General features: G+C 47.9%; 19 protein-coding genes. 4 read left to right on the forward strand and 15 right to left on the reverse strand.

All coding sequences use genetic code 11. The annotated features are described in order from the left end of the window. Window positions 1-15: 15 nt before the first annotated feature. Window positions 16-1,362 (reverse strand): NAD(P)-dependent oxidoreductase, encoded by a 1,347-nt coding sequence (locus ACKKE8_RS17275; RefSeq protein ID WP_409174161.1) that lies wholly within the window; start codon window positions 1,360-1,362, stop codon window positions 16-18. A 215-nt stretch (window positions 1,363-1,577) separates the two neighbouring features. Between ACKKE8_RS17275 and ACKKE8_RS17280 the strand changes: the two genes are divergently transcribed. Both ACKKE8_RS17280 and ACKKE8_RS17285 read left to right on the forward strand, forming a co-directional pair. Continuing rightward, entirely contained in the window at window positions 1,578-2,060 is a 483-nt protein-coding gene (locus ACKKE8_RS17280) for a hypothetical protein (RefSeq protein ID WP_409174162.1), read from the forward strand. 9 nt (window positions 2,061-2,069) lie between these two features. Continuing rightward, a complete protein-coding gene (locus ACKKE8_RS17285; protein WP_409174163.1) occupies window positions 2,070-2,498 on the forward strand; it encodes a hypothetical protein in 429 nt (142 codons plus the stop codon). 10 nt (window positions 2,499-2,508) lie between these two features. On the opposite strand, the gene ACKKE8_RS17290 is transcribed toward ACKKE8_RS17285, so the two are convergent. The 3 genes from ACKKE8_RS17290 to ACKKE8_RS17300 form a co-directional block, all read right to left on the reverse strand. Beyond that, on the reverse strand, window positions 2,509-3,768 hold the full coding sequence (locus ACKKE8_RS17290; RefSeq protein ID WP_409174164.1) for a hypothetical protein: 1,260 nt from the start codon (window positions 3,766-3,768) through the stop codon (window positions 2,509-2,511). Between the two features lie 186 nt (window positions 3,769-3,954). Further along, window positions 3,955-5,256 (reverse strand): hypothetical protein, encoded by a 1,302-nt coding sequence (locus tag ACKKE8_RS17295; protein ID WP_409174165.1) that lies wholly within the window; start codon window positions 5,254-5,256, stop codon window positions 3,955-3,957. A 167-nt stretch (window positions 5,257-5,423) separates the two neighbouring features. Beyond that, window positions 5,424-6,005, reverse strand: coding sequence for a TIGR00730 family Rossman fold protein (locus ACKKE8_RS17300; RefSeq protein ID WP_409174166.1), 582 nt, complete (start codon window positions 6,003-6,005; stop codon window positions 5,424-5,426). Between the two features lie 95 nt (window positions 6,006-6,100). On the opposite strand from ACKKE8_RS17300, the gene ACKKE8_RS17305 reads away from it, so the two are divergent. Beyond that, window positions 6,101-6,424, forward strand: coding sequence for a MazG nucleotide pyrophosphohydrolase domain-containing protein (locus ACKKE8_RS17305; RefSeq protein ID WP_056488064.1), 324 nt, complete (start codon window positions 6,101-6,103; stop codon window positions 6,422-6,424). Between the two features lie 83 nt (window positions 6,425-6,507). Here the strand turns inward: ACKKE8_RS17305 and ACKKE8_RS17310 are convergent, their stop codons facing one another. Further along, the gene (locus ACKKE8_RS17310) at window positions 6,508-7,872 is read right to left on the reverse strand and encodes an aspartate aminotransferase family protein (protein WP_409174167.1); all 1,365 of its coding nucleotides are present in this window, start codon (window positions 7,870-7,872) and stop codon (window positions 6,508-6,510) included. Between the two features lie 30 nt (window positions 7,873-7,902). Beyond that, window positions 7,903-9,411 (reverse strand): CoA-acylating methylmalonate-semialdehyde dehydrogenase, encoded by a 1,509-nt coding sequence (locus ACKKE8_RS17315; protein ID WP_409174168.1) that lies wholly within the window; start codon window positions 9,409-9,411, stop codon window positions 7,903-7,905. Window positions 9,412-9,543: 132 nt separating this feature from the next. Here ACKKE8_RS17315 and ACKKE8_RS17320 point away from each other — a divergent pair, with 132 nt between their 5' ends. After that, the gene (locus ACKKE8_RS17320) at window positions 9,544-11,178 is read left to right on the forward strand and encodes a PucR family transcriptional regulator (RefSeq protein ID WP_409174169.1); all 1,635 of its coding nucleotides are present in this window, start codon (window positions 9,544-9,546) and stop codon (window positions 11,176-11,178) included. A 51-nt stretch (window positions 11,179-11,229) separates the two neighbouring features. Here ACKKE8_RS17320 and ACKKE8_RS17325 read toward each other — a convergent pair whose 3' ends face one another. The 9 genes from ACKKE8_RS17325 to ACKKE8_RS17365 all read right to left on the reverse strand — a co-directional run bounded on the left by ACKKE8_RS17325 (window position 11,230) and on the right by ACKKE8_RS17365 (window position 24,986). Continuing rightward, window positions 11,230-13,500: a S8 family serine peptidase gene (locus ACKKE8_RS17325; RefSeq protein WP_409174170.1), complete on the reverse strand. Its 2,271-nt coding sequence runs from the start codon at window positions 13,498-13,500 to the stop codon at window positions 11,230-11,232. Between the two features lie 94 nt (window positions 13,501-13,594). Further along, window positions 13,595-15,997: an AAA family ATPase gene (locus ACKKE8_RS17330; protein WP_409174171.1), complete on the reverse strand. Its 2,403-nt coding sequence runs from the start codon at window positions 15,995-15,997 to the stop codon at window positions 13,595-13,597. 79 nt (window positions 15,998-16,076) lie between these two features. Then, on the reverse strand, window positions 16,077-17,261 hold the full coding sequence (locus ACKKE8_RS17335; protein ID WP_409174172.1) for an MFS transporter: 1,185 nt from the start codon (window positions 17,259-17,261) through the stop codon (window positions 16,077-16,079). Between the two features lie 85 nt (window positions 17,262-17,346). After that, the gene (locus ACKKE8_RS17340; protein WP_409174173.1) at window positions 17,347-17,814 is read right to left on the reverse strand and encodes a MarR family transcriptional regulator; all 468 of its coding nucleotides are present in this window, start codon (window positions 17,812-17,814) and stop codon (window positions 17,347-17,349) included. Between the two features lie 130 nt (window positions 17,815-17,944). Next, a complete protein-coding gene (locus ACKKE8_RS17345) occupies window positions 17,945-18,148 on the reverse strand; it encodes a hypothetical protein (RefSeq protein ID WP_409174174.1) in 204 nt (67 codons plus the stop codon). A 41-nt stretch (window positions 18,149-18,189) separates the two neighbouring features. Next, a complete protein-coding gene (locus tag ACKKE8_RS17350) occupies window positions 18,190-19,239 on the reverse strand; it encodes a Gfo/Idh/MocA family protein (protein ID WP_409174175.1) in 1,050 nt (349 codons plus the stop codon). Between the two features lie 119 nt (window positions 19,240-19,358). Further along, a complete protein-coding gene (locus tag ACKKE8_RS17355; RefSeq protein WP_409174176.1) occupies window positions 19,359-22,403 on the reverse strand; it encodes an efflux RND transporter permease subunit in 3,045 nt (1,014 codons plus the stop codon). A gap of 3 nt (window positions 22,404-22,406) precedes the next feature. Continuing rightward, window positions 22,407-23,612, reverse strand: a complete 1,206-nt coding sequence (locus tag ACKKE8_RS17360; RefSeq protein WP_409179152.1) for an efflux RND transporter periplasmic adaptor subunit — start codon at window positions 23,610-23,612, stop codon at window positions 22,407-22,409. Window positions 23,613-23,702: 90 nt separating this feature from the next. Next, on the reverse strand, window positions 23,703-24,986 hold the full coding sequence (locus tag ACKKE8_RS17365) for an MFS transporter (RefSeq protein WP_409174177.1): 1,284 nt from the start codon (window positions 24,984-24,986) through the stop codon (window positions 23,703-23,705). Window positions 24,987-25,016 lie beyond the last annotated feature (30 nt).

Raw genomic sequence — 25,016 nt, forward strand, 5'->3', positions numbered from 1 at the left:
AATAGGTCTCCTCCTTTATACTGTCTGTTTTTGATCACTGAGCGATTGGTGGATAGCATGAGCCGCTCGTTTCCCGTGATTGGCTGCATCGACTACCATCGCATCTGTCTTGCCTCCACCAAATATGACATCGCCCGCCGCGTAAACTTTGACATGGGAGGTTCGATAGGTGCCTTCCTCGACCTCGACAATCCCATTGCGGTGTTGAAGCCCAAATGATTCAATCAGAGACAGATGTCTGTTTTGTCCGATCGCTTTGACGACATAATCGACTTCGATGACAAAATGACTGCCTGGAATTTCTATTGGACGCTTTCTTCCTTTCTGATCCGGCTCACCTAGCTCCATTCGCACCAGTTCCAATCCCTTCACTCGGCCGTTTTCCTCGAGTACACGCGTTGGAGCAACGAGCCAGCGGAATTCTACACCATCCTGCTTGGCGAATTCGTACTCAAACTGGTAACAGGACATCTCCTGAACTGTCCGTCGGTACAAAATCTGGGCATTGTCTGCACCCAGCCGTTTCGAACAGGTGGCAGCATCAATCGCCGTATTCCCCGCACCGATGATCACGACTTTTTTGCCGAGCATTTCGTCTGATAGTGGTTTGGTCTTGGTCTCCTCGACGAGTGCAATGGCATCGAGGACACCTTCCAATTCTTCTCCCGGGATATTCAGCTGAGGGACATTGCCCATACCGGCTGCCAACAGGACGGAATCATACTGGTCCAATAGCTCTTCTGGCGCTACATCCACGCCGATTCGCGTATTGGTACGTATCTCTACCCCCAATGCCTCTACTTGCTCTACTTCCCATAGCGAAATTTCTTGTGGCAGACGGAAAGAAACGATGCCGTACGTGTTCAATCCTCCCGCCTTTTCTTTGGCTTCAAATACCGTAACCGCGTAGCCAAGACGCGCAAGCTCACGGGCTGCTGATAATCCCGCCGGACCCGCTCCGACGATCGCTACCCGTTTTCCGTTTGCTTCGCCTTTTGAAAAAAGCGTTGCTTGATTTTGGATTGCCCAGTCTGTCGCGTGACGCTGGAGAAGACCGATCATGATGGGTTTGGAAGCTGAATTAAGTACACAAGCACCCTCACACAGCTCCTCGGTTGGACATACGCGTGCGCAGCTCGCCCCGACGGGATTCGATTCCATGATCGTCCGGGCTGATCCGAACAAATTCCCGGTCGCAATTTTTTTGATGAAGGAAGGGATGTCAATCGACGTGGGACAAGCCTTAATACAGGGTGCGTCGTAACAATACAAGCAGCGATTCGCTTCATGGATGGCTTCCATCGGTTTTAGGGCAGGCACGACTTCCGCGAAATTTTTCGCGAGCTCATTGGGAATGCTCATCTGTCCACAACCTCCTCACCAGATCTAAACATGCTTGCTATTAATCAATGTGCGAAATCGCTTTTTTATGATTGTTACATTTCGTATTTGGCTAGTGAGGAAACGAAATCAATCTGCTTGGATGACATGAATGATTTCATATTCGAATACGATAAAAACAAACAAGGATGAAAGGGCCGTCCCCCATGAAGGATTACGACCTGGAGATCAGGGTAGTGAAACAAAAAATCGCGGAGGCACATGCGCTTCTCAGCCAATTAGAAACCGAGCGCAAAAACTACCTGACGCAACTCGAAAGGCGCAAAGCGTTTCTCTCTTCGCGCGAAATACTGGACATCCTGAAGACAAAAGCTGGTCGTGTCGGCAGTATGGCTACTGTCAAACGCTGGGCAGATCAAGGCTATTTAGGGGATTGGTTAGACGAACGGGAGACCTTCCCCCTTTTGGTCAGTAAACAAGGAAACAAACGATTTCTTTTTCCTCGAGAATCCGTACTCACTTATCTATATAAAAAAGGGTATCTTTGCCCGAACTACGAGGTACTGGATCGTGTCCAGCTCATAAGAAATAGCACATGCTGCTGGGGAATCATCACCTCCGTCGAGCGAAGCGACCAGCACTTCACCTACCAAGTCCAATTGGAAAAAACGGGAGAAGTATTGTTGTCGGTATCAGAAGAAGAACTGCTCATCCCATAAGGAGGCACTATGGAACTGGCCGTAATCACGCTGGAAAATACAGTTGCCAATCAAGAGAGATCACGACAAATTCGCGATTTGCATAAAAAAAAGGGCCAGACCCTCGCCATTCGATTTAGCGAAGAACTGACCCATATTATTTTAGAAGCACCATGCTTGTATATTCCCGACCAGGAATGGTTGGACGAAGCTGTTGTTATCCAAGGCACCGTAAAAAAATCAGCAGAGTACTACGAGCTACACCCGCGAACCAGAGGGAAGACTGTCAACCTTCACCTTGATTCAGAATTGGTAGCTGAGCTGGAGCTCATTCGCTCTCTCGTCAGTAGCAAAACGCAGCAGGAAGTCCTTCGTGAGTTGTTCGTTCGAGGCATGCGGTCATATCTGGCCGAGAAGGAAGCAGCTAGCTCGCCCATCAGCGTCAAAAAAGAACGATAGTCCCTACTCTCTACCAGGTGAACGTGATTTGGTCGCCCGTGATTTGATAGCGAACTGTGTAAGTCTGATTCTTTTCTTTCATGCTGACTTCAAACACGATTGCTTTTTTCGTCAGATCAGGCTTGACTGTATTGACATCCAGCATATCAAACGGCTCGTTTGCCTTTTTCTCCATCCCTACAATTTCTATCTTTTCATGGGTAGTAACATGATAAACTCCCACACCCATCATTGTCTGATACAAGATCCAGTTGTTGTCCAGCCATGTTACTTCATCGATAAAATAACCTGGAAACAGTTGAGCTTGTGGTGTGTAATCTGGCTGATAGAAGCGAATATTCGCAGTATTGTACAAATTGTCTGAATCAATCACCGCGATTTTTTTCTTGTCTGGTGATGGGATTCCGGCTTTTTTCGCCAATTCGATTTTTTCTTTTTCGGTTTCGATTCTCAGTTTTTCGATCAAGAACAGGGAATCTTCTTTGGAAAAGACGATGTTTTTTACGTTTTTCAAATCAGCGAGCTCGTCTTTGCTCGGAAAATTACTGTAGATGGTTAGCGTTGCATCATCTGGCATACCATCGTAGGCGATGCCTCTAGATGGATATTCCCACGCGTATGTACCGATTCCTCTGAGGTGGTACGAAAAATCCGGCTTACCCCATGCACCAAAGATAGAAAAATCAGCATACTCAGCGGGTGCCCCTAATTTTTCACCATAGTCTTGCAAATTTTTAGCCATATCAACAAGTGCTTTCGTATCGGCGATCTGATCACGACGATAAATAGAAATGGCTTTTACTTTATCCTGAGCAAACGTGAAAAACAAGTGATACCCCTGTTCCGCATAGCCAATCAACTCAAGCTTTTCATCGGAAAAATCCGGCTTACCCAAGACTCGGACGATCTCGTCTTTTCTTTTAGAGGTCGTAATACCTTTTACAACTTCGCCTTTATAGGAAGGTTCAACGAGAACGGCAAACGCTTGCTTGTTTTCGTCCCACTTCATGCTGACTCCCTGTGGATAATACACATAATCATCAAATTCTTTCACGGATTTCCCCAGTAGCTTCGTAAGCGAATCTTGTTTCCACCGATGGGAAGTGAAGGTATTCACGAGCAGCCCTTTTGACAAATCTGCTGGTGCCTGTACGGATGTTCCCGTACCGCTTTGCGTCGTGGTTGGCATTGTCGTTGATGCGTTTGCTGCGAATGCTGTCGAAGCGAACAAACAGCAGGACAACAGAAGCATTATCGCTTTCTTTTTCACTTCATTCCCTCCCAAACTATCAGCATGACTATACAACCATCGCCATAAAACAACGATTATCCCTAAATTATACCAGAAATAGACAAAATCCGCTAAAAAGATTTTTCAATCCATTATCCATGTAACAGAATAAAGCGTCCTTTCCCCGATGTTGACAAGGGAAGGACGCTTTTCGATGTACGGTATTTACTTCGATTCGCCGTTGAGATAATGAAAGAACGGTTGATCTACCCAAAATTTGTATGTCTCTACCTTTACTTTGTCATTCAGCTTTTGGAAGCCTTCCACGACTTTTGGTGATTCTTCATTCAGGGAGAAAGACTGCACGACATAACGGCCATCTTTTAACACGTTGTTCGTAATGACAGCATAATCTGCCAGCTCCGTACGGGAATGATAAAGCGGCTGCCACCAAGAAGCCTTGAGCAATCCGGTCATGTCCTCTTGATCCCGTTTGGCATATTTCAAAACAAGTGGCTGGAACTTCTCTTTCTCTTCTACACTGTCGAATTCCAGGCTGAGATCGTACTCCTTGGCATACGCAATGTAGTTGCCGTTTTCAATCTGAACCACCTGGTAATCTGTTGTTTGAACGGGCTCTCCCCATTCCTTCAAGTAAATGAAGGCAGATGTTTTCGGCTCAAATTGAACCTTGGCATTGACGCCTTCACTTTTTAACAGGCCGATTAATTGAATGGCGTGAGCGATATCACTATGCCCATACGTAATCGTGCGCTGTGGATCAAAATGAGGATCGAATGCGGCATCCTTCAGATTGTAGCCAGTAATCAGGTTTTGCTTCAAGCCTTTGTCTACAAGCTCTTGCAATTCACCGGCTTTAATGATTTGCGATTCATTCCATGCCTGTGCGAGCTTGCCAAAAATCTCTTCCTCGGCGATTGTGCCCAGATAGTTTTTGGCAGAGCCATGGAACTCTGCTACTTTTGCTAGCAATTGACTTGCAAGCTCAGCGGATACTGCCCCTTCTACAGAAGCTGACTTCAAAGCATTGGCGGACACAAGCCCCGTATCAATCGCTACAGCCAGCTCTTGTGCAGCCTGTAAGGTAAGCGTGCCGCCTTTTTTATACGAAATTCCTGCTTTTTTCAAGGCAGCCGTTACTTTTTCCTCGCTATATGTATACCCGAGCTCTTTTAACTCAGCAGCTTTTGCGGCAGCACTGACTGCTTCCCATACAACCAGCTTGGAGGCATCTTTGGATTCAGGCAAGAAAGTTTTGGCTGAGAAGTCTTTTTCCGATATACTTGTGGTAGAGGATACGATCTTGAGCAACGCTTTCTCAAATTGCTCGCGAGTTACCGTCTTGTCAAATTTCACACCGTATTGCTGCTGCAAAAAGCTGTTCCACTCTACGTGTGCTTCTACCGTTGTTTTCGTTGTTGCACCGACTGCAGTTGGAAAAACGAGCGCCGCTGAGAGTACGGCAGCTGAAGTGGAGAGTTGTAGCCATTTCGATGATCTGTTCATGAAGAATCCTCCTGACGTATGAAGACGAGTCATATTAATACTATTCCTATGTATTTACTAGGGATATAATCAACTACATTAACACTCCTGCATTCATCCTGTCAATAACTAGAATAACCCGAATTCCTCCCACAACTGGAGGGCTTCGGGTTATCTTTTGCACATTCTTATTTATCCAGTTCCGACCATTTGTTTACTTTCACTGGCGGTGTGTAATCTCGCATACGATCTAGCAATACAGCGGGATCACTCTCACACAGGATCAATTCGCCCTGCATCGCTGGAATAAATCCTGCTTCGGTCGCATGCTCCACCATTTGCATCAACGGCGTATAGTAGCCGTCCACGTTCAACAGTCCGATTGGCTTTTGGTGAATGCCTATTTGACCCCAGCTCACCACTTCAAAAATTTCTTCAAAGGTACCCAATCCACCTGGCAAAGCAATGAAGCCATCAGACAGATCGATCATTTTCGCTTTGCGCTCGTGCATCGTCAGGACCTCATGCAATTCTGTCAGCCCTTTATGTACGATTTCTCCGCGGAACAGTCCCGTAGGCATGACGCCGATCGCTTTTCCATCGCCTTCCAGTACTGCATTTGCAACGCGCCCCATCAGTCCCATGCTAGAGCCGCCATAGACCAATTCAAGACCACGAGCGACCAGTTCTTTTCCTAATTCCTGTGCGCACCGCTCAAAAAGTGGATTTACACCCGGATTGGAACCTGCATAAACACAAATACGTTTCATGTCATCCTCCCAAAACTTGTTGAAGTAGAATGGCTTTTCCTAAATTTCTTTGCGTGTAATATAATTATACTAAAATCAGGAAGGGACAGATATATGTGAATATAACTGAGTTTCAAAAATGGGTTGGAGATTTTTATCAAGAACGCGGATGGACTGGGTATGGTCCGTTTATTCGTGTAGGATTTCTGATGGAAGAAGCTGGCGAGCTGGCAAGAGCTGTACGTGCCATTGAAATTGGTCGAGATCGTCCTGATGAAGGGGAAAAGCCCGCAGAGGAAGCTCGGCAGGAGCTGGTGGAAGAGCTGGGCGATGTGCTCGGGAATTTAATCTTACTGGCAAACCAATACGAGGTTCCTTTTGAGGAGATATTGGAAGCACATCGTGCGAAGCTGCAAAAGCGCTATCAGCTCCATCGTTAAATAAATACAGCGGTAGTCTAGGTTTTTCGCATCTCCTAGTCTGCCGCTGCTTTCATCTATTCGTCTTTACATCCAAGCTACTTCTACTCCAATGTATCAAAGGCTTCCTTCATGACCTGTGCAATAAAATCGATATCATCACTCGTCGTGGTAAACGGTGGCGAGAGTGTCAGCACATTATTGAAGCTCGGAATGGTGTCGCCATTGCGCCCGATGATTAGCCCCCGCTTTTTGCACTCAGCAATTACCTGTGTCAATTTCGCTGGCGCCGCAGGTTCTTTCGTTTTGCGATCCTCAACCATCTCGATCCCCATCAGGAAGCCGAAGCTCCGAATGTCTCCAACGTATGGATGATCTGCGAGAAACGCCAGCTTCGCACGCAATACTGCACCGAGTTCCTCCGCTCTCTCCACCAGTTTTTCCTCTTCTAAAATTTCGAGATTTTTCAGGGCAAGTGCGCATGCCGCCGGATTGCCGCCGAACGTATTGACATGACGGAAATGCAAATTGTTCCCCTGCTCATTGAATTTGTCTGCGATTTCGGCCCGCACTGCTGTTGCGGAAAGTGGCAGGTAGGCGCTCGTAATACCTTTGGCCATAGTCACGATATCTGGCTTGATTCCGAAGTTTTGGTGGCCGAACTTTTGACCGGAGCGACCAAATCCGCAGATGACCTCGTCCACGATCATCAACACGCCGTACTTATCGCAGATTTCCCGCACTTTTGGCATGTATTCCGGCGAAGGAACAAGGACGCCTCCCCCGGTAATGGTCGGCTCCATGATGACCGCTGCCACCGTCTTTTCACCTTCCCAATTGATCACTTGATCGTAATATTGAGCGCACTCCAGATTGCATTTGCCGTACGATTTTCCAGCCGGACAGCGATAGCAGTAAGGCGGCGGTACATGAAGGAAGCCAGGCGCTAATGGCTCGTATTTTTCCTTGCGTATGGATTGACCCGTTGCAGCGAGAGCCCCCATCGTATTCCCGTGGTAAGCGCGATGGCGCGAAATGAATTTGTAACGTCCCGGATCCCCGTTCTGGTGATGATATTGACGGGCAATCTTGAATGCGACCTCGTTTGCTTCCGAGCCGCTGTTGGAAAAGAAAACGCGGTACTCCTCCCCAAGCCATTCGCTGATCTTCTCGGATAGTCGAATAGCAGGGACATGGCTTTGTGTGAGTGGAAAATAAGCCAATTGCTTCAACTGCTCGTAAGCGGCGTCTGCGAGCTCCTGTCGACCATAGCCAACGTTGACGCACCACAAGCCAGACATCCCATCCAGGTACCGGTTCCCGTCGATATCGGTGATCCACGATCCGCTCGCTTCCGTTACGATCATCGGATTGGGATTGTAGGGGGACATATGGTGCCACATATGCGAACGGTCAGCATCCAGCAAGCTCTCTTTATCAAAATCTTTTGTCACTTGTCCTTGCTCCATCGCGCAATCCTCCTTCTTTTTCGTAAGAGGTTATTTTACAAAAACTTTTTGCGAGCCAATGCTGGTATCGCCATCTTCGAACCATCTGGATGTGACCGTTTTTTTCTTCGTGAAAAAGTGGACGCCATCTTTTCCATTAGCATGCAAATCACCGTAAAAGGACTGCTTCCAGCCTGAGAAAGCAAAGAAGCCCATCGGAGCAGGCACCCCTACATTGACACCGACCATACCCGCTTCCACCTGCTGAACGAATTCTCTTCCCCATTTTCCGTTGTTCGTATAGATTGTCGCCCCATTGCCAAAACGCGAGCGGCTGATCGTCTCCAAGCCCTCTTCAAAGTCTTTCACACGCATGACACTCAGAACAGGCGCGAAAATCTCGTCGCGGACAATGACCATCTCGGCATCTGACTTGTCAAAAATCGTTGGCCCGAGGAAGTAACCATCTGGCAGCTTTTTCGCGTCCTCGCGACCATCCCGTACCAACGCGGCACCAGACGCGACACCTTTTTCGATGTAGTCATGTACTTTGGACAAGTGTGAATCACGGATGACTGGCCCGAGATCGATGCCCTCCTCCAAACCATTCCCCATCGCAAGAGCATTCGCTTCCTGGATCAGATGCGCAATCAGCTCATCGGCAATTTCCTCGACAGCTACTACAGCGCTGGCTGCCATACACCGCTCTCCTGCACAGCCGAACGCAGAGCTTGTAATCGTTTTTGCCGCGCGCTTCAAATCCGTGTCAGGCATGACCAAATGGTGATTTTTCGCCCCAGCCAGTGCTTGCACGCGCTTCCCGTTCGCCGCTGCTGTCTTGTACACGTATTCCGCAACTGGCTGCGAGCCGACGAATGAGATCGCTTTTACATCCGGATGCTCCAACAGACCATTGACGACATCATGCGCTCCGTTTACGACGTTGAATACACCGTCTGGCAGCCCTGCTTCCTTTAGCAGTTCGGCAATCCGAATCGAAGACAGCGGCGTACGCTCCGAGGGCTTCAGTATAAACGTATTTCCTGCAGTAATCGCAATCGGGTACATCCACATCGGGACCATCACAGGGAAGTTAAATGGTGTAATCCCGCCCACTACCCCCAACGGAAAGCGGATCACCTGACTGTCGATGCTGTTTGCAATATTGGGCAAGGTTTCTCCCATCATCAGTGTCGGCATCCCACAAGCGAACTCTACCATTTCCAGCCCACGCAACAGTTCCGCCTGTGCCTCAGGCAGATTTTTGCCGTTCTCCATGGTGATCATCCGGGCGAGTTCATCCTCATGCTTTACGAGAAGACTATGAAAACGAAACATAATGCGCGCGCGATCCACGACAGGGGTAGCACTCCAGCTCACAAACGCTTCCTTTGCAGCAGCAACAGCCTTGTCCACGTCTTCTCTCGTCGACAGTGGCACGCGTGACAACAATTCTCCTGTTGCCGGATTGGGTACATCCTCAAAACGTGTCGTCAGTGAATCTACCCACTGCCCCCCGATGTAGTTTTTCAATGGATTTGCAACGATAGCTGTGTTCATCCTTTCAACTCCTCACGTTCAATTGATTGACAATTCCATTTTATCCAAAAATAATGCCTGTCAGCACTAGACAAAGCGTAACGCATTACGTAGGGTTAATCATACAGAGTGTAAATAGGAGAGGTGGTCCTCATGGGCAACGATTTGCGCCTGACCATTGCAGAAATCATCAAGCGACCATTATTTCAACATGCCCAGGTAGTGGCGGGGCATCGCGGCCTGTCCCGACCTGTTCGCTGGGTTCACGTCTTGGAGACTGCCGATACGGGACAGTTTTTAAATGGCGGCGAGCTGATCCTGTCAACCGGGCTAGGATTTGGCGAAGAAAAGGAAAAGCGACTTGCGTATTTAACAGAGCTCATTCGGCGAAAAGCAGTCGGGCTGTGCATCGAGCTGGGACGTTACATCCCCTTCATCCCTGAAGATATGCTAGAGTTGGCGAACCACCATCAGTTTCCGTTGCTCGTCTTTCATCAGCCTGTCCGCTTTGTGGACATCACGCAAGATTTGCACGAGCATTTGATCCATGCGCAGATGCAAGCACTTCGCAATTTGGAAGCATACTCTCGCAGTTTGCAGCAGCTCAGTCTGCAGGCAGCGGGCATACCCAAGCTGTTGCAGCATTTTCAGGTGGCGGTTCAGACGCAGGTCTTCTATTACGCACCAGATGGCTCCACACAATTTGCCCCGGTGGTACCACATGATGTTGCCGTTGAGATGAGCGATTTGATGCGGTCTCATTTTTCCGAACTGGATAGTAGTGAAGCTGGCGTCCGCTTCCTTTCTCTCTCTGCGACCAGGCAGCTTGCCTACCAACCAGTAATGGCGATGGGTCACGTGCTCGCTTATGTCGGCATTGTTTTGTATGAACGCAGTCCAGATGAGTATTTGCTCCTGACCTTAGACAATACAGTCAGCGCCATGGCCCAAATTTTAATGCGGAAAATGTTTGTGGAGGAACAGGCGCTTGCTACCGAAAACCGGCTGTTTGATGATTTGATTGCCAACCGCTCCATACCCGAGGAACAAATGCGTTCCCTGCTCGGTATCACGGGCAGCGGTAAAGCCTCGGCCTATCACATGATTATTTTATCGTTTGAGAAGCCGAAGAACTTGGTCGAGGATTCCCTTCCGCCGCACGATCTGACGGCTATCTTCCGTTCACTATTGACTCGTCATCACTTTCGTCCTTTCATCCGTTGCATGGGCCATCGCTTTTACTTTTTGCTAATCGAGCAACAGCCGCTTGCAGATTCCCGTCGTACCCTGGAAAAAGCCTTTCGCGATGTCAAAAGAATCATGACACAAATGCTAGGGGCGGATGTTCAAATCTGGACGGGCGTCAGTCGAGCTGGAAAACGGTTGTCTGACGCTGGACGGCACCTCGTGGAGGCGGAACAGGCACTGGCTTTTTGTCAGGAATCATCCAGTCCGTTTTTCGCTGATCTCGGATTGTTCCGACTCCTGTTCCACGTACCTAGTGAGCCTGTGTTAAAGACCTTCATAAGCGATTACCTCGGCCCGCTTTTAGCCCATGACCAAACACACGGCTCCTCGCTCGTGCATACGCTGCGTGTCTATTTGGATGTTAACCTGTCCAAGCAGGAGGCTGCGGAAAAACTGTTCATTCATCGTCAAACTCTCTATCATCGCTTGGAAAAAATCAAAGAAATTCTCGGTGAGGATTACACGGCAACGCAAAACAGGATTTGCCTGGAAATCGCCATGCGTGCGCGGGACTGGTTAAACAAAGAAGAGCAGCACTAAAAAAAGACACAACCTTTCATCTGTTCAGAAGACGAAGGTTGTGTCTGTTATTTATTTTCCTGGCTTTTTCAGATACATGCGATACTTCGCTTCTTTGCCTTCCGTTAGCACGATACGAATTTTGTACAGGCCGGTTTGCTCGATATTCACTGTTAGTTGCTCAGGAGTGTTGGACGTTGTGACAGAAGCAAGCTCCTTTGAACGACTGTTATACACGAACATATCGACATCTGCATCCTCATCCCAGTCTACGGACAATTCCAAATCCCCCGGCTCATTGACGCGAATTGAATAGTCCATGTATTTCTGCTTTTGTGTCAGCTTTCCTGTTCGCCAAGGTTTCTGTTCAACCGGTGGCTTTTCCTCTTCCTCGTCATCGGCTTTTTGCCATTTTCCCGTTGTCGCTATTGCATACGGCTGAGGTCCTTTCGGGATGTTATAGCCTTCGACCGTCACGGTGTAGGTTCCCTCTTCCGGTTCGGTAATCCATACCTGCTCGACGTTGTTCAGGTTGTCCACTTCGTCATTGTACGGAGCCTCAAAAAAGTCGTTGCCGTTCAGTTTTTCTCCACTCGGTGTCGTCACCTTCAGATTCAAATCGTTGACGAGCGCACGCTTTGCGACAATGGCAGCAGGATAATCCGTCCACGCAAGCGTAATTGCCAAAGGCATGGAATCATCTGAGACCTTGACCTTATACGTAACTTTTTCTCGCGTGCGAATGCCATCCTTCTCGTCCTTGTAGTTCGTTTCAATCGCCTGCTCCAGATTGGCTCTACCAAAGCCTTGCTCTCGCATGTCTTCATCCAGGTTATCTGCACTCGTCAAGAGCATGGCTTTTACTAATGCACCGCTCGGATTTTTTTCCCCTTCTTCCTGCAAAAATTCCCGAATTTGTGCCACACCGCCCGCTAAAATCGGCGTAGCCATGCTCGTTCCGTTCATATACGCGTAATGTTCATTAAAACGCTTGTAGAAATTTTTGCTCGGTGCCAGTGAAGAGCGCGTGGACAAGATCGCTGAACCAGGCGCAACAATATCGGGCTTCAAACGCCCGTCGTCCGTTAAGCCGCGACTGCTCGATACCCACACGTCGTCCGCTTTATCGGAGTTCTTCCCCAAGTTGGGCCGAACATTTTCCGTAGCTCCAACGGCGATAACGTTTTTAGCCGTGGCTGGGCTCCCGATCGTTTTATAGCCATTCTCGCCATCGTTTCCAGCCGCAATAAGGACCGTCATATCTGGATGCTCCCATAAAAAGCGATCAAACAGAAGCGATGATAGGCTGTACGCTCCCTTATCGTCCGTCCCCCAAGAATTGGAGTGAATCCGGGCTCCCTCTTCGTATGCTTCCTGCAAAATGGTCTCGACATCCGTGACGAGCTTCCCTTTCGCGTTCTCTATCGAATGAAAAACGAGCTTCGCACCCGGTGCCGTTCCTTTATACTGTCCATCTGATGCTTCTCCTGTGCCCACAATGGAGCCAGCTACATGCGTACCATGACCGTGGACATCACTCGCATCATTCGGTCGACCAAGTGAAATGAGCTTCTCAATCTGGCCCTTAAAATCTGGATGCATCGCTTGAAGCTTCCCTGTATCAAGTCCGGTATCGGCGACTCCGACAATTTGTCCCTTGCCTGTGTACCCTGTTGAGGCCAGCTTGTCCGAATGAATAATGGTAGCTGCCACATCATTGCGGGGCTTGTTTTCTGGGACGGGGACAACCGCAATGACATCATCTGATTCGATCACTTGTTCAATCGTTTGCTGATCCATCTTAGCGATAGATATATGCGGAGCATCTTCCGGCGTTTGAATGTCTCCTATATCTTGATCCTCCGACATTTCCGTCATCGCTCGATACATGTCCACCCGTTGATTGAAACCGATGACGGCAACCTCGACCCGCTCTCTGTTGCCTCCTGAAAAGCGAAGCTCGGACGATACCTTGGACTTCGGTGTAAACGCCATAACGTCTTCGACAAAGGACAGCTCCTCGACTTCCTTTCTTACCTGTTCATCCTCGATTTTCGCGATGAATGCATAATCTGGTATGTAATCACCAAGCGTGACGCCGACATCTTCCAGTTCTTCTTTCCACTCCTCACGAACAGGACCAGATAACTGAATAACGACGAGCTCGGACTCTCTCTTTTTCGACGTAAGCTTGTCCAGTGCAAGACCCTTATCCGCTTCGATCTGGATATTGCCCCGACGCTCTCCCTCTTGCTTGGCATCCGCCGGAATGCCCTCCAGCGAAAGTGTCAGAACAAGTGTCGTGCATAAAGCTGCCTGCCATTTTTTTCGCAAACCAAACACCCTTCCCCCATGGCGTAATGTAACCATTACTTTCCATTATAAGAGAAAGGGTGAATTGTCAAAAGAGTAAGAAGACATAGACATGGGACAAAAACTAATTTTTTGCCCCATCCTCTTCTACCGTCCACTGTAATAGTGGTTGAAAATCGGCCCATGCCAACTGCATCAGCATTTCCTGATTCCATTCCTGCTTCGGAATATCCATCAGTCGGACAGCCTGATTTTGGATCGCCTCTTGCAATAGGTTATAGCTAAAACGACCATTGCCATTCAAACGATGATCACTGACTGCTTTATCCAAAGACTGCGAGATCATTTCCAGCACGTTCTTCTCAATCGCATATCCCACATCGCATGCGGCCTGTTCAAGAATGTGCACGAGTTCCTTCACGGTATAGTCTGGGAATGCAATATATTTTTTAAACCGTGACAAGAGTCCAGGGTTGCTCATCAATAATGAATTCATTTCGAGTGGGTAGCCTGCGAGGACCACGACCAGATTCTCTTCGTGTTTGGTCATCTCTTCTACGAGCGTATCAACCGCTTCCTGCCCAAAATCCCGCTCTCCTCCACCGAGCAGCGAATACGCTTCATCGATAAACAAGACGCCGCCCAAAGCTTCTCGAACTTTTCTGCGAGTAAGCGCTGCGGTCTGACCGACATACCCCGCTACCAAGTCGGCTCTACTCGCCGTAACAAGATGACCGCGTTTCAAATAGCCGATTTCTTGCAAAATCTGCGCATACAGCTGGGCAACCGTCGTCTTTCCTGTGCCAGGATTTCCAGTAAAGACGGCATGCAGCTCAATCGGACTTTTCGGCAGGCCTCTTACTGCGCGTTCTTGCTGGACGGATACATACGCAGCGATTTTTTTCAGCTCCGTTTTCACTTGAGCAAGACCAATCAACGCTTGCAGTCGGGCTTCCGCATTCCTTTCTTTTTGCGGCGGATCGAAACCACGGACATCCTCTGGTTTCAGAATCGTAAAGTCATCCCATTTCAGTTCCTTACCGTCTGTCTGGCGTCCTTTGGCAAAGATAGCATCGAGCACGATATTTGTAACTGCCCGTGCATTGCCAAACGTCTCGTCTACTTGCGCTTTTTCAATGCGCTGGCGCAGCGTAATTTTTGCCGCCTCTGTCAGAGTAAAATCGTTCCGTACGGCTACTTCTTCTGCGATTTGCACCAGTTCGTCCGCCTTATAGTCCGGCAGCAAAAAGTGGCCCGTCTCGGGAAAACGGCTATTCAGCCCAGGGTTGGCGTACAAAAAATGACGCATTTCTTCGGGATAGCCCGCCAGCATCACGACGAAGCGTCCAGCATACTCGCCACTCGTCATAGCGGATACAAGCGTGTCAATCGCCACTTGTCCGTAATCACTGCCGGAGCTATCTGGGCGCTTCAAGCTGTATGCCTCATCGATAAACAGGACTCCACCGTCTGCCTGCTTGATCGCTTCCATGACGCGCTGCTCTGTCTGTCCTACGTAAGCGCCGACCAACTGAGAACGATCTACCTCGATGAGCTGTCCTTTTGCCAACAACCCGAGCTCCTGATACAGCTTGGCGATCAAGCGAGCCAAAGTCGTCTTCCCCGTGCCTGGATTCCCCATCAGCACAAGATGAAGAGGGAGCTGGTCTTTCATATGCCAGCCCTTTTCTTCGCGCAGCTGGCGATACTGCAAAAATTGCGCCAACTGCCGAACCCGATGTTTGATCTCGTCCAAACCGATCAACTGCTCCAATTGCTCTAAGGCACTCAAATCTTGCTGAGGCGCTTTTTCGCGATCTTCTACCCTTTCGTTCCTTTGCGGCAGGAGTTTTTCTTTCTGTTCTTGCTGATTAGTTAAAGCGCGAATCGTCTCTTGCAATTGGACGAGCATTTCACTGGAGTAAAAGACCCCGGATAAAGACGCTCCATACGATTGAACACGTTCTTGCAATTGTATTAACAAATTTTGTCGTTCCGTGTATAACAGCACGAGGCCAGCAGCCGTAGCTTCCGCCTCCGAATCGTTCCACTTTTGCGCTGCCTGCAGCGTCTCTTCAACAAGAGAGCGCCACTTCGTGATTTCAGCCAACTCACTGGTTGCCTGCTCTTCCAGCACCTCAACTGTTCTCCTGCGCATGACGACGTTATCCGTTTCACGCACGGACTTGAATTCAGTGAGAAAGGCATGGGATCGTAACTGTGTAAAGTACAGCTCGAGCTTAACTTCTCCAGCGTAGCGATAATCAGGGGCTAGTTGAATCGCACGATCTACCCATTCAGCTGCCAGCGTATGGCCTCCTGTTTTGTGCATCCGCAAAGCAGACATCCGCGTCAACACCATCGCTTCCATCCAATCAAGCTCTTCGCCTGGATGTTCTTGGCGATGCTGTTCGAGCATTTGCAGGAATGTCAGGCATTCGCCTTCGGATAGTGACTGGATGCTGGACGGATTTTCGCTAAAACCTGCAATCAGTACCCTCGGGTCCCGTTCTTCTTGATGCTGCATCTTTTGATTGCTCCTCCCGCTCCATTGTTTCATCCCTGTTGTAGCATATTTAGCCGAACATGAAAAGTCTGTCCGAACATTAGAACTCCCCTTGAATGTTTGCTGCCGTTCTTTTTACCTTTTGACGTGCGAATAAAGTCGACAAAGCAATGAGGATACCGGCCGTACCAAATTCAAGCCAGACCCCTCCCCACTCTAACAGCATCGCACCTACAACCGGACCTGCAGCCATTCCCGTATAGCGGATGAAATTGTACACACCAATGGCTGTTGCACGCTCTGCTTCAAATACTTCGGATAGCAAGATCGTGTGTGCAGACATACCTACACCCAAGGTTAAGGCAAACAGCGCACTTGTTATCATAAGCAGGAGAAAAGAAACATCAGCCGCAGCCATAAAAAGAAACATCGCCAAAGCATTTGAACCGGTCGTCACCAGTAAAGTTGTACGTGCTCCCCATCGATTTTGCAATACAGCAGACAGCTTGCTACTGATAATAAAAACGGCTGACACGAGCATGAAAACCAATCCGATTTTTTCAACGGAGATTTCGTAATGGTTCGTCAATTGGACAGGGAGAAACAGCAGAAAGCAATAATAGGCGTACATTTGGCTAAAACCAATCAAAATGACGGATGCACCGACCGGGTGGAGTAAAATATCACGGAAAGAACCTAATGTAAAGCCACCTGATGAAGTTGCTTGATTCGTTTTCGTTTCAGGTAACAGCGTTGCATTTATGACGACGAGAAACACCGCGCAGGTCGCCAAAAACAAAAAGACCGCAGAATGTCCGCCGATTCCGCCAATCCAGCCACCTAACAGTGGACCAAGCGCCGGACTAAGCGCGAGTAGCATTTGATAGGTGCCCATTGCAGATGCACGATGGTTTCCTGTAAATAAGTCTCCAATGATCGTTGCGGCTACAATCGGAATGGCAGCAAACCCCGCCCCTTGTAAAGCCCGGAAAAATAATAGGCCATAAATAGAATCGACCAGATAGCATCCGATCGATGCGATCGTATATAGGATCAGAGCAGGTATCATGACACGTTTTCGGCCGAACCGATCGATAAATGGTCCGTAGACGATTTGCATAATTGCGAGCATGACGGTAAAGATTGAAATGGTCCAGTTAATCATGGTTGCACTCGTCTGAAACTCTTTTTGCATGGCTGGTAAAATAGGCATGAACAAATTTTGCGCAAACATACCTAGCATAAGCGTTAACCCAAGTAGGTACAGTACTTTTTTTCGATTCATGGTTGCTCGCCTCTTATCTCGTTAATATTGTGTCCTTGGAAACAATTTTCGCAAAAAAATAATGAACACCAGTTGTATGTTTCCCCTAATCTTCTGTTGCTTCTCGTATGACCTTATCCAAAAATGCCAATTCAGCGGGGGTATACCTATCCAAGAATCGGTACATGTCATTCTCCAGGCGTTGATGGTAGTGTTCGTGAATCTCGTTTACCATCTCTCCAACTGATGTCAGCCTAAAAAAAACTTCCTTCTGATTGTCTTCGAGCTGATAGCGCTCGAGTAATCCTTTTTTCAAAAGCTTGACTGTTATTTTGGATATCGCACTCTTTGTTACCCCAATATGCTGTGCAATTGTCGTAACATTGACTCGATCCCTCCCCCCTACCTCCTGAAGGACGTGGAGCTCTGTTACGGATAACCTTCCAACTTTATCGTAATCAGGTACGCTGATTCTAATCTGGCGCAATAGCATTTCTTCACGTAGCTTGCTGCGCTCCTCCTGTTTATGTAGAAAGGTGATCCATCGATTCCAAATCTTCTTTTTAGGGTCCACTACAGCATCAGCTCCTCATCTATTTCGATTTTTGTTTCCACGGAAACAAAATAACCTTATCATGAGATTTCCTTTTGCGCAAGAAAAAACCGCAGCCCTGCATTCGCAAGCTGCGTTCCGAGACCAGTCTCTATCCATTTAAATTGCCCAATTCCTTGTCCGCACTGAAATGAGCACGAGCAGCCTCAAACACATCACTTTCCGATCCGGCCGAGATTTTGAAACTCGATACCACTTTCTTGCCGCATCGCACTTGTACATGATACTGGGAATCCCCATCATACGTTGACTCGAAATGATAATCCTCACCATTGACCTGAATGGTTCGTTCCATGGTTACACCTCCCACCTTAGTGTGACCAAGCAACATGGCAATCATCCAATATTTTGTTGCAAAGAAATCGTTTTTCCCGTTGCAGCTGACTCCAGGGCCGCTTCGATAATCAAAAGAGCGATAAGTCCATCTTTTCCTGTGACGATGGGGATTGTTTGATTTTGGATCGCATCTACAAAGGCATCGATTACCCCACTATTTGTCTGATGGTCGTTGGTCTGTATCGCCCCTGTTCGCTCTACTCTTCTTTCGCCCGTAGCTGTTATCAATTCGATATCCTTTTCTGGATCAGCAAAAATCTTCATGATCCCACGCTCTCCATAGAGAATCGTACTATTGTCTTCCTCACCGTAGTAGCTCCAGCTAAAGGCAGCAGTCCCCACCGTCCCCGACTGTGTTCGGAAAAGACATACCATTTGATCACATACCTCGATTGGTAAGCCTTCCTCGTCTTTTTTGTCCAAAACAGCTGTTAAGGCACTGACCTGCACGATTTCGTCCTGAAGCAAATAACGCAGCAGATCTACTTTATGGATGCCCAAGTCTCCGGCAACACCGAGTGCAGAACGATTCTTTTTAAAAAACCATGTGGCGTTTGTTTTGTTGATACTCCAATGCTCAGGCCCTTTATGTCCGAAGCTTGTTTTAAAGGATAAGATGCGCCCTAGCTCACCTGAATCAATGATCTGACGCGCTTTTTGATGGGCGATAACCAGCCGCTGATTGTGGTCGATCATGAGAATCGCACCTGTAGCTTTGGCTGCTGCAAGCATAGCCTGTGCACCTTCGCTCGTCGTCGCGATCGGCTTTTCACACAAGACATGTTTTCCAGCCAACAGTGCCTCGGTCGTGATGATATGGTGCATTTCGTTCGTCGAGCAGTCGCTGATCGCTTGAATTTCAGGATGATGAACGACCTCTTGCCAGCTAGCCGCTACCGTCCCCCCATACTTTGCAACCAGCTTCTGAGCACGATCTGGATTAGGGTCATACACAAGGAAAAGCTCGACATTTGGATGATCGTGATACTCCGGCGCATGACGTTCGTTTGCAATGGAACCGCAGCCAATAATGCCTACTTTTATGCGCATGATTGCTCCTCCTTTGTGTTTAACCCTTGGCAAACTCACCTGCCGTCATGTTATTCGCTCTATGAAGTTGGTAGAGGGCACAACGCTGGTTCGTCAGCGCCGTGCCCGGTATCCCTTTTCTACAAATCAGCAATACGCTGCGCTTTTTTTCGCGCTACTCTCTTTTCACGAAGCCCCTCAAAGATCGAATAAAGAACGGGAACCAATACAAGCGTTACGAGCGTGTGAAAAATCAACCCCGCAATTACCCCGGTAGCAAGCGGTGCCTCTAGTTCCGCTCCTTCCGCAACAGCGAGTCCCATCGGCAGCATACCGAGTATCGCTGTCAGCTTGGTCATAATCACCGGACGAACACGATCTCGCGTGCCCTGTACAATCGCTTCTTCCAACCCCATTCCCCGTGAGCGGAGCAGATTGATTCTGTCAATTAACAGAATCGCATTGGATACGACAATTCCTACCAGCATGATGAGCCCAATCATCGCCATCTCACCAAAGGTTCGCTGTGTAACCACGAATCCGAGAATGACGCCCACCAAGGCCATTGGCAACGACAGCATGATAATAAACGGCTGAGATAACCTCCCAAACTGCGCTACCATAATCACATAGATGAGGGAGACGACCGCTACCAAGACGATGATTCCTTGCGTAAAGGTGTTATTCTGTTCCTTCAAATCGCCAGCGATCTCGATCTTGTATCCAGCGGGCAATTCCACAGTGCCCAGCTTCTCATTGATTTGTCTGCCTGCCGTACCAATGTCCGTGCCCAACAGTTCTGCTGACACGGTGATGATTTGTTCTCCTTTTTCATGCTTGATCGTAATCGGAGATTTGCTGAAATGGAAATCGACCAGCTCGTGTAACGGCACCTGTGAGCCTGTTTCGGTTCGAATCATAGTCTGTTGAAGTTGGTCAGGATGTGTCACCCATGTCTCTGGAAATCTGGCAACAATCGAGGTTTCGATACCATTTTGACTGATTGTGGATAGGGATTGCTCCCCAAGTAACATGCTGATTTGGCTGTCCAATGAATCGGAGTCAACCTGTAATTGAGACATTGCCTCCTGATTCGGTGTCAGCGTTACTTTTTCCTTCCCTCTTTCAAAGTCATTCCGAATATTGACTACACCGGGGATACTCGCCAGCATTTCTTCTACTTTTGTGGAAATCGACCGGGAAACCTCCAAATCTTCTCCCGCGACCTGCAACTCAATAGGTGCCGATTCACCTGAGAAGCCAAATGTCAAACTCGTCCGTTCCACTCCGTCAACGGCATTCAAGCGACCGTTAACTTCTTGCATAAATTCTTCTTTCTCTTGTATTCGTTGCGACTTGGTCACTAATGTAATATTTAACTCGACTGTCTCTTTCTTTGCCGTAAAAAAGACTTGATTCACGTCGGACAACTCTCTCAACGCTTTTTCCGCTTCAACTGCCGCTGTTCGCGCCTGCTCCAAGCTAGTGCCATCGGGCATCGTTAGCGTGGCAAAAATTTGATTCTCATTGGCATTCAAGCCATTTCCTATTTTAATCAATGGGAAGAGACTCAAGGCCCCTACAAACACTGCTAGAGCCACCAGCAATGTGAGAATTCGATGACGAAGGGTTAACAGCAGCAATCGCTGAAAGAGAGAAACAATCCGATTCTTCCCTTCTTTCTCGCCATGGGACTGTAACTGTTTATCATGTTGAAGAAAACGCTCGGAAAAAATCGGAACAAACAGAAAAGCTGCAATCGTTGACGCAAGAATGGTAGAGGTAACAGTAAACGCAATGGTATGAAGAATAGGCTTCAGCCACTGTTCAAAATCCGCGACCACAAGTGGTAAAAACACAATAATCAAAGTTAACTGGGAAGCAAAAACAGGTGCTATGACTTCTTTTGAACCCTGAACGATGGCCTGTTTCAACTGCATTCCCTTTTCTCTCAAATGATAAATACTCTCCAGAACAACGATCGCGGCATCAACAATCAATCCGATTGACAAACTCAGTGATATCAATACCACCATGTCAATGTTATATCCGGCAGCTTTCAAAGCGATGAAAGTCATCAGGATGGAGAGCGGGAGCGTCGTTGCAATGACCATCGTCACACGCCAATTTCGCAGGAAGACCCAGAGCACGAGGATTGCCAATATACCCCCAATGACAACATCTCGACTCAAATTGGTGATCGCTTTTTTGATAAAGGAGACGGATTCAAACATGACTCTCAGCTCGTAGTTTCCGCCCGCCTCATCATTGATTTGCCTCACAACTTCTTCGACTTTTTTCTGTGTAGTGATCAGGTCACTCCCCGTAGCGCGCTTTACACTGATTTGTACAAAGAGGTTTCCTTCTGTCATGGAAATAGCGTCCTTCACGCTTCCGCGCAAGTCACTCACCGTTGCCAATTGTTCAAGTGCAACCTTGCCCTTGGGTGTCTTGATTAAAATGGTTTTGAACTCTTCTACATTTTTTAAGCTGTTGTCAATCATCACAACGGTGTCGAACCCGGGATTTTCCAATATCCCCACGGCTTTTTTCCAATTGGCACCCTGTAGCTGACCAACGACATCTGCTGCTGTCGTACGATAGGCAGTAAGCCGATCAGGACGAAATGTTATCGCAACCTTATTTTCAAAACCGTCCTCGGATACAACCACTTCTTTCACACCCGGGACGGATTCTATTCGATCCTTAATGGTCGTCTTCAGCAAGGTGAGCATGGTCTGTGTATCGGCACCCACCATCGCGTAGTCGATTAAGTCCTCGTCACCTAAATTCGTTTGCGTGACAGTTACGGTATCCACTACTTTGGGAAACTCGTTGCGCAGCCGATTCACAATATTTTGTGTCTCTTGCTTGACCTTTTCACCTTCCCCATCTTCTGCAAGGATCGAGATGCCAGAAAACCCCGTCCCTGTTTTCGATGAGAAATTTTTAATGCCAGTCACTGATTTCAATTCCTGCTCTATTTTTTTCGTGACCTTTTCCACCATCTCTTCAGGCGGTAGCGCTCCTCCTGAAATATTCACTTCAATCCAAGGCAAATTCGTTTTCGGTACGAGCTCCACGTGGAAGGAAAAGAGAGCACCGATTCCGGTTAGCACGATGAGGAATGTGCATAAATAGAGGATCACTTTTCGTTTCAGCAAAAAGAGAATGACCTTGTCCATCGGTTACTCCCCTTTCACCGTTACGACTTCTCCTTCGGCGTAGTACGTGATGCCGGAGATTAGGATTTGATTGCCTGACTGAAGACCCGATAGAATCTCGACGTTATTGCCAAAAATTTGCCCCACTTCCACGTCGCGTCTCTTGATTACACCATTCTCGACAACCATGACGAAGCGCTGTGTTTCCTTAATGCCCACGCTTTGGACGGGAACGAGCATTCCGTTCACTTTGCGTGACATCTCTACAGTCGCGACCATCCCCTCGATCAACACGTTGTCTTTATTGGAAACAGCTATCTCTACCAGATACTTTCCCGTTTCCTGGTTAAGAACGGGGGAGATAAAGGTAATGGTCCCTGTACTTTTGCCCTTTCCCTCCACTGCCACAGGCACCGTGTCCCCTTGCTTGTAGTTTTCCATCACATCCAATGGGACATCGACCTTCAGCTTCACTTCCGAGCTATCAACCAGGTGAATGATACTTTCACCTGGCTGGGCAAGACTGCCTGCCTTTTGGGTCACATCGATGACCGTACCGCTAAACGGGGCGACGAGTTGCGTTTCTTGAAGGGTTTTCTTTGCGAGCTCTACTTGACTGGCCGCTTGTTTCAAATCGGCATCTGCACTGGCAATCTCGTTGACTTCCGCACCCTTTAGTAACTTATCCAACGTAATTCGCGCCTCTTGTAGCGATATCTCGATTTGCTCTTTTTCCGACTGCGCACTGTCCAGCTCACTCTGTGAAATAGCGCCGCCCTTAAACAGCTCCTGGGCTGTCTCCCATTTCCGTTGCGCATCCTTCATGCGCTTTTCCTGGCTGTCTACTGCCAAGCGTTGTTTGCTGATGAGATCGGCGCTTGCTCCTTGCAACGTTTTTGAACGCAACGCAGATGCACTTTGAACCTGGCTTTGTGCCGCTTCCAGCCCTTTTTGATAATAGTTCGTATTTAATGAACTTAATACCTGGCCCTGTGTCACCTTTGCCCCTTTTCTTACGTTCATTCGTTCAATCGTACCAGAAGCCCCAAAGGCTAAATGGCTCTCCTGTTTGTATTCAACGAAAGCAGTAAGTGGTATCGGCAAGGAATCCGTCTGTTTTACGGTGTGCACCTGCACGATTTTTTGTTTGGCTTGCTCCGTTTCCTGTTTCGTTTCCACTCCACATCCCGTGATGAACATCAGTACAACGGTCAAAACGACGTAGTGCATACTCTTCACGTAGAGTCCTCCAGTAGTTTTGTCATTGTCTTTTTGAATGAAACTGACATCATATTCTCTCTATAGTTATAGCGACCTTGCTCAAGCAGACTTGTCTGTTGCAACCACCTGTTCTTCTTTTTTCTTAAAGTATTGACTCACTTGCTTATTCAGATGAGCGATCAAGGCGATCACGAAAATGATGGCACCCGATGCCAACACAAGATACGTCCAGTGAACGGCCTCCAGTAAAATACCGTACAACCAGATCCCAAACGGTACGGCCACTCCGGTAAAAGTACCGACCACCCCAAACATGCTGGCACGCAAATGCTCAGGCGTGTTCAATTGAACAAAAGTAAAGATCGGGATGTTCCCCATGGAGTTGAAAATTGCCGAGACTAATAGAATCGAGACAAATACGCCAGTGATGATCCAAGAGGCGTTACTCGTTTCCGGAACAAAAATCGGAAATACCCACGTCAGCAAAAGAAGCCCTTGCAATTGAATCAAAAGGAAGATTTTATTCTCCACATATTTGCTCACCTTTTTCATAGAGACAACAGCCGCTCCGATAATGATCCCGATAAACCAGGAGGACTGAATAAAGGAGAATTGCTCCATCGATACTTTTTCAACTCGATAGGCAATATGCAGCAGCCCCACATACATGAGCGGAGGGAAAATAAAGTTGAGCACAAGGAAAATCAGGAACAAGTACTTGATCACAACCTGTTCTCGGATATATTGGAAGACTTCCTTGATGGTGTCTGTATAGCTTTGCGTTGTCTCCTGTACTGCCTCGGTCTTGCGGAAACGGAGGAACATCTGCATGATCCCTGCCCCGATAAAAGAAAGGCCATCAATCAGCAAAATCATTTCCATCCCCAGTAAACCATAGGCTACCGCCCCTACCAAAGGACCTGCTACATTGAGAATGGCACTGATCGCTTGATAAATAGAGTTCATACTTCCTACTCTATCCTCGTCTACCAGCTCAGGAATGGATGCTTGCAAAGCGAGATACGTAAAAGCCTGAATGGTACTGATCAAGAAAGCGTACCCGACAAACAACCATAGATTTGTGGGAAACTGAAGGAAAAACAGTAAAAACAAGAGAACGAGCGCACCGCTGAGTAGCTCGGTGACAACCATGATTGTTTTCTTGTTGTGTCTATCAATATAGGCGCCTGCAAAAATATTAATCAGCACCCCTGGCAAATACGAAAAGCCCAAAACAGTTGCAAATGCAGCGGAAGAACCCGTCACATCCGCAATGTACAGGGCAAGAGCAAATTTGTAGACACCGCTACCTAATTCTGTAATGAAACGAGTAAAAGAAAAGAGAAAAATATTTAATCCGTATCCGTATGTTTGGTTGCCCATCTTAACCTCCCTGAATAGTAATCCCTCTAG

It is taken from the genome of Brevibacillus fortis (genome assembly GCF_046196545.1).
GTDB lineage: Bacteria > Bacillota > Bacilli > Brevibacillales > Brevibacillaceae > Brevibacillus > Brevibacillus fortis_A.